Below are 6,000 nucleotides of genomic sequence, written 5' to 3' on the forward strand. Positions count from 1 at the left end.
CTAGACATTTGTGCAACCGACGTGCCGATATCGCCTGTTCGGCCTGCTAGCGAACACCTCCGAAAGCCGCCACAGATCGGATCGCCTGCAAGTGATCCGCCTCGTCGACCGCGGCGACGATACCCACGCCACCACGCACCGTTGCTCGACGGCCACCATCCTCGACCACTTCGGCGCGGCCGGGTCCATGGTGGCCGGGTAGCAGCGAGGGGTGGATGCCCCGCTGATTTGTCGGCGACGGTGACCTGGCGTCGGGTGACGCGCCACGCAATTTACCGCTGATGAACGTACCAATAATTGACGATACGTTATAACCTGTTCCCGGTGAATGAGGCCGCCTGGATTTAGTACTGCAACGGCACTCAGGTGAGTGGGTGTCCCCGTTGGCGGTAGTGGGATAGGCGGGCCTGGTGTTGTCGTCGGCGTCGCCAGTTCGACCACGCCCAGACGGTACTGGCGCAGCGTAGGGCCGGTAGGGCCAGGGCGATTCGTCAGGCGCCGGATCTCCGGTAGCGTGAGGGCGATCATGTCTTGATCGCGGTCGCTGATTCCCCTTTTATGGCAACGGCTTTGGATTCTGTGAGCCAGGCCGGAGCGAGCATGGACAAGGTGATGTGGGCATACCAGGCCCGCCAGCTGCGGACCTGGTAGTGGTCGAGGCCGGCTTCGTTCTTGGCCTGCTGGAAACACTCCTCGATGCGCCATCGAGCCCCGGCGATCCAGGCCAGATCGGCGATCGTGGACCGGCGTGGTCCGTAGCAGACGTAGTACGCGACTCGGCAGGGTTGGAGATGCTGCGTCGTGCCAGTAGCCAGTGTCCGCGCCCGGGGTTCCCAGAGAACACGGATGGGGACACGGGCCCAGTCGTAGTCGCGTGGCCCATGTGCCCCGGCACCGGCAGAGATCCGCCGCCACGCCCTGGCCGGTAGCGCGGCGACGAGTTCGTCTGCGCGTGCCTGGGTCCACCCGGTCGTGACCAGGGTGTCGTTTCGGCGGGTGGCCAGCACGTGGGCGATATGGTGCTGTTCGAGCCAGAACCGCAGATACTTCACCGCACCATAGGCTTCATCAGCGGTGAACCAACCAAACGGCACCTTCGCGGCCAAGGTCCGGGCGAGCATCGCGATCACCAGCCGCGGCTTGGTCGCGAACTCCACCGCATCGGGGATCCCGGCGGCCCGGCAACGAGAACGGTCTTCGGTCCATGATTCGGGCAGATACAACTCCCGATCCACCAGCGCGTGCCCGCGCGCAGACGCATACGCCAGAAATACTCCGATCTGGCAGTTCCCGGTGCGCCCAGCCGTGCCAGAGTCGGGATCGAAACACCACATCCTGACCTGCGGGAACGGGCTACCTCTCGCGGTCGCGCTGTCGGGCGCCAACATCAACGACCACCTGATGCCGCCGGAGTTGCTCGACCGGGTCCGGCCGCTGCGCGGCAGAACGGGTCGGCCACGCCACCGGATCAAGGCACTGATCGCGGACAAGGGCTACGACTATCCGCGCGTGTATGCCGAACTGCACCAACGTCGTATCACCGGCTATATCCCACGCCGCGGCACCCACGACAAGGTGACAGGGCGATGGATCGTCGAACAATCCCTTGCCCCTGCTGCACCAGTACCGCCGCCTGGCCACCCGCTGGGAACGACGCACCGACATCCACCAAGGACTCCTCGACCTCGCCGCCGCCCTCATCTGCTGGCGAAGGCTCCGCAACCGAACCTGATAGGTGCTCTTAGCACAAGTCCGATGCGGAACTATCGCGCTGGGCTTCGTCGACGATCCAGGCCGCGATCTGCGCGCGGGAGGTGAATCCGAGTTTGTTCAGGATGTGTTCCACATGCCCCTCGGCCGTGCGGAGCGAGATCACCAGTTTCGTCGCGATCTGCTTATTGGTCAGTCCCTGGGCAATAAGGTCTGCGACCTGCCGTTCGCGCTTGGTCAATCTCAGTTGCGAAGCGGGCGCGGTGGCGGTCGGCGGCTCACCGAGCGCATAGGTCAGCGCAGCGTTGTCCCCCATGGCCTGGCCGCGCCGGAATGCGGCGTCGAATCGTCGTTCCCCGAGCGCGCGACGCACCGTCCGCTCGTATTCGTCGTGGACGTTGGTCAGCTTCGGGAAGACGGAAAACCTCGACGCGGAGGACCGCAAAAGATTCTCCGCGGCACCCATCAGCACGGCGGCGCGCTCACCGTTGTCGGCTGCGTAGGTCCAGGCCAATGCCTCGAGATCGAGCGCCGCGACGACGGGGCTGCGCATGCGCTGGTTTACTCGCAGCGATTCGCGCAGCAACTGTTGTGCGTGCGACCGCTCGCCTTGCAGCCATGCGGCGATGCCCAACCCCCACAGCGCAGTCGACCGATAAAGCGATTCGCCGCATTCCGCGGTGATGGAAAGTATTTCCTCATGACAATCGATTGCCCGCGGTATGTCGCCCTGCGCTGCGAAGGCCCAACCGAGCAGCATCAACGCGGAAATGTATAGGTACCCTCGCTTATTCGAGCTGAACGCCTCCACGGCACGCTCGAAGAAGGAGACTGCGCGAGCGGGGTCGTCTCGATAAAGCGCCAGCATGCCGTCGGAGTAGGCGATCAGCGCCTGGTTCATGGGAGTGGGATCCTGCTCGGCGAGGGCGCGCGCCTGCTCCAGCTGTGACGCTGCCGATCGAAGGTCCCGCTGCGCCGTGGCCATGACAACGCCGGCCTCGAGCGCCTTGACACGGTCGGATAGCGAGCCCGCGTCCGGATTGGCCAGGGCTCGGTCGAGCCACCGTCGACCTTCATCGTACCGACCCCGAAAGCTCCAGAACCCGAATAGCGCATTGGCGGTGCGCAGCCCGGCATCGGCCGAGTCCGCACTGTCCTCGGAGAGGGAGAACTCGAGTGCAGCCCGCAGATTCGGTTGTTCGCGTTCGAGGCGGGCGAGCCAGTCGGGCTGGCGGTCACTGAACCAGTCCGCCACCGAATCCAGCACCAACCGCCGGCACCAGTCACGGTGTCGTCGACGCAAATCCCGGTCTTCGCCGGACTCTTGCAACTGCTCGCGCCCGTAGTCGCGCACGGTCTCCAACATCCGGAAGCGCACGACGCCATCCACTTCGCCGCGGTTCACAATCGATTTGTCGACCAGACTGGACAAGGTGTCCAGCAGATTCTCCGGCGCAATATCGGCGCCGCACACCTGTTCGGCGGCATCGAGTTCGAACCCGCCGGCGAACGCCGACAACCGAGCCCACAGCCGCTGCTCGATCGGCGTGCACAACTGGTAACTCCAATCGATGCACCACCACAGGGTCTGCTGCCGCCTCGGCGCCGTGCGACTGCCGCGAGTGAGCAGCGCGTACCGGTCGCCCAGCCGCGCCAGGATCTGCTCCGGCGACATCGCGCGCATCCGCGCCGCCGCCAGCTCGATCGCCAACGGCAACCCGTCCAGCCGCGAGCAGATCCCGACCACCGCAGCTTTGTTCTTCTCGGTGACCTCGAATCCCGGCACGACCGCCGCGGCGCGCTCGACGAACAAACTGACCGCGTCGTATTTGTGCAGGCCCCGCAGCCTCGGTCGCTCCTCGGGGGCCGGAACTGCCAAGGGCCGTACCCGCAACACCGCTTCCCCCGCGACGTCCAACGGTTCACGGCTGGTGACAAGAATCCGCACTCGCGGACACCTCAGCAACAACTCCTCGACCAGCCCCGCCAACGCCTGCACAACCTGCTCGCCATTGTCCAGAACAAGCAGCGTCTCCCGCGGACGCAGGAACTCGACCAGCACTTGCCGCGTCGACCGATCCGAGTCGTCCCGCAGGCCCATACCAGCCGCCACAACGTTGATCAGCAACTCCGGGTCCCGCACGTCGGCCAGATCGATCATCCACACTCCGTCGGCGACAACACGTCGAGCATTCGACGCCACCCGCAACGCCAGCCGGGTCTTGCCGACACCCCCGATCCCCGCCAATGTCACCAGCCGCGACACCGACAGCAGATTCTTGATCTCCGCAGTCTCGGTACGGCGGTCCACAAAACTCGTCAGCTCGAGCGGCAACTCGCCAATGCGACCGCGGATCTCCACAGACTGCGGTACGGATGATGCCTGCGGCGGTGGCGTTTGCTCCAGTGGCCCGGGGGCGGCAGCGTGTGTGCCATAGACGGCCATATCGCCCACCTGGTATCCGTGGTCGCCCTGTACCCGCCGGATGCCCTCGCCGAAAGCCGCCGCCGACGGCCGCGCCTGCGGATCCCGCTCCATCGCCGATTCCACCAACCCCGACAAGTCATCGGGAATACCGCTATCCCGCAGATCCGGCACCGGCTGGCTGGTGATCCGCAAGAACTGCGCCACCACCTGCTCACCGCTGCGACGCTCGAACGCGGCATGCCCGGTCAGCGCGCAGAACAAGGTCGCACCGAGCCCGTAGACGTCCGCTGCTGGGGACGCCGTCTCGCCACCGAGCACCTCGGGAGCGGTAAACGCCGGGGACGCGGTCACAATGCCCGTCGCCGTCTCGAACCCGCCCGCAATGTGCGCGATACCGAAATCGGTCAACGCCGGTTCGCCATAGTCGGTCAGCAGAATGTTCCCCGGCTTCACGTCACGATGCACGATGCCGAGCCGATGCGCACTCTCCAGCGCACCAGCCATCTTCACCCCGATCCACAGCACGGTCTGCACCGACATCGGACCCTGTCGATGGATCCACGCATCCAGCGAATCCAACGGGTGATACGGCATCACCAGATAGGGCCGCCCGCTCGCGGTGACACCGACCTGCAGCACGGTGACGATGTTCGGATGCCCGGTCAGCCGTCCCATCGCCCGCTGCTCGCGGAAGAACCGCGCTTGGTTGTTCTCGTCCAGCTCTGCGGTCAGCACCTTCACCGCTACCGTGCGGTCCAGCGCCACCTGGGTACAGCGATACACCACACCGAAACCACCACGTCCGATTTCTTCGGCGTCCTCGAACCCGGACGCGCTCAACTCGACCGTGACAGGCAGAGTCACATCACGGCGGGTCCGCAGCGGATCATCGTCGACCATCAGCGGTGTGCGATCCACCCTGCAGGTGCACGAACGTCAGGCGCCATGCGCTTACCTTTCGACACTGCCCAGCGTATCGCCGACCATCATGCACCGCCGTCGATCCGACGCTGAGTCGCCCGGCTCCCCTTGGCCACAGCTGTGACCGCCGTCTTCGACAGACAACCGCCCCCACGTCGCATGGCGCGGGACCGAGCGCCATGACCTCGGTCAGCGGCCGATTCGCAGGTCAAGAGATACCGGCAACATCGTGCTCGTTATTGTATGCTGCGCGCATGCAGGCCGAGGCGCCCCTCGCCCGTTAGCGGCTAATCGCACCAGGCGGTTGCGTATGAGATGCCTCGACGGGCGCATCGGTGACCGACTGGATGCGAATGGCATCCGAGTTCCCCGTCGCTATCAATTGTGACGTATCCGTCAGCCGACTATTGACTGAACCAAATGTCATGTGTGACGATTCCGTCATTCTGATGAAGGGAGTGGCTGATGAGCCACCATCACGACCCCCTCGCCGGCGTGCACTGCAGGTCGACTGGCGGATATGCCACTCATGGACTCGGGCCGGTTTCCTGGGGGTGGACAACACGAACCGCGGATTCGATTCGGCACCGGTCCACAGCCCAGCGAGGCGCGTCGCGATCGACCCTGCCGCTGCATGTTCCGCAACGATGCGGCGTAGTCCACCCACCGAAACCCAAGCATTCGCGTCCGAACGGGTATACCGGCATCATCCGAGACCTTCAGGGCCCGCTGTGCTGACGCTTGGTTCGGGGAGCAAGGTCGGCGCAATCAAGGCACTCGCCGTCACCGCGGCGGCGGTCACGGTGGGTGGTTGCACCCTGCTGCCGGATTCGGCTATTGACGCGGTGGGCAACACTCTGCAGATCACCGCCGATTTCGACAACATCGCGGGCATCTACGAGGGCAACCCGATCACGGTGCTCGGGCTCGATGTCGGCAAG

At 65.0% G+C, this 6,000-nt stretch carries 3 protein-coding genes and 1 pseudogene; 2 read left to right on the forward strand and 2 right to left on the reverse strand.

Annotated features, from left to right (window positions below; all coding sequences use genetic code 11):
* Window positions 1-524 precede the first annotated feature (524 nt).
* Complete coding sequence (locus ACWEKR_RS34005) at window positions 525-1,388, reverse strand: IS701 family transposase (protein WP_452357991.1); 864 nt, start codon at window positions 1,386-1,388, stop codon at window positions 525-527.
* Here ACWEKR_RS34005 and ACWEKR_RS34010 point away from each other — a divergent pair.
* The gene (locus ACWEKR_RS34010) at window positions 1,306-1,818 is read left to right on the forward strand and encodes a transposase (RefSeq protein ID WP_452357992.1); all 513 of its coding nucleotides are present in this window, start codon (window positions 1,306-1,308) and stop codon (window positions 1,816-1,818) included. The two genes, ACWEKR_RS34005 and ACWEKR_RS34010, sit on opposite strands and share 83 nt — an antisense overlap.
* Here the strand turns inward: ACWEKR_RS34010 and ACWEKR_RS34015 are convergent.
* Window positions 1,742-5,002: a protein kinase domain-containing protein gene (locus tag ACWEKR_RS34015; RefSeq protein ID WP_452357993.1), complete on the reverse strand. Its 3,261-nt coding sequence runs from the start codon at window positions 5,000-5,002 to the stop codon at window positions 1,742-1,744. The two genes, ACWEKR_RS34010 and ACWEKR_RS34015, sit on opposite strands and share 77 nt — an antisense overlap.
* A 788-nt stretch (window positions 5,003-5,790) precedes the next feature.
* Here ACWEKR_RS34015 and ACWEKR_RS34020 point away from each other — a divergent pair.
* Window positions 5,791-6,000 (forward strand): annotated as a pseudogene (locus tag ACWEKR_RS34020) (MCE family protein); the annotation flags it as partial.

This window comes from Nocardia sp. NPDC004573 (assembly GCF_053602135.1).

What these genes read in the sequence shown, in the direction of transcription:
- ACWEKR_RS34005 (WP_452357991.1), bottom strand. Translation starts at nt 1,388, where the DNA reads ATGTTGGCGCCCGACAGCGCGACCGCGAGAGGTAGCCCGTTCCCGCAG.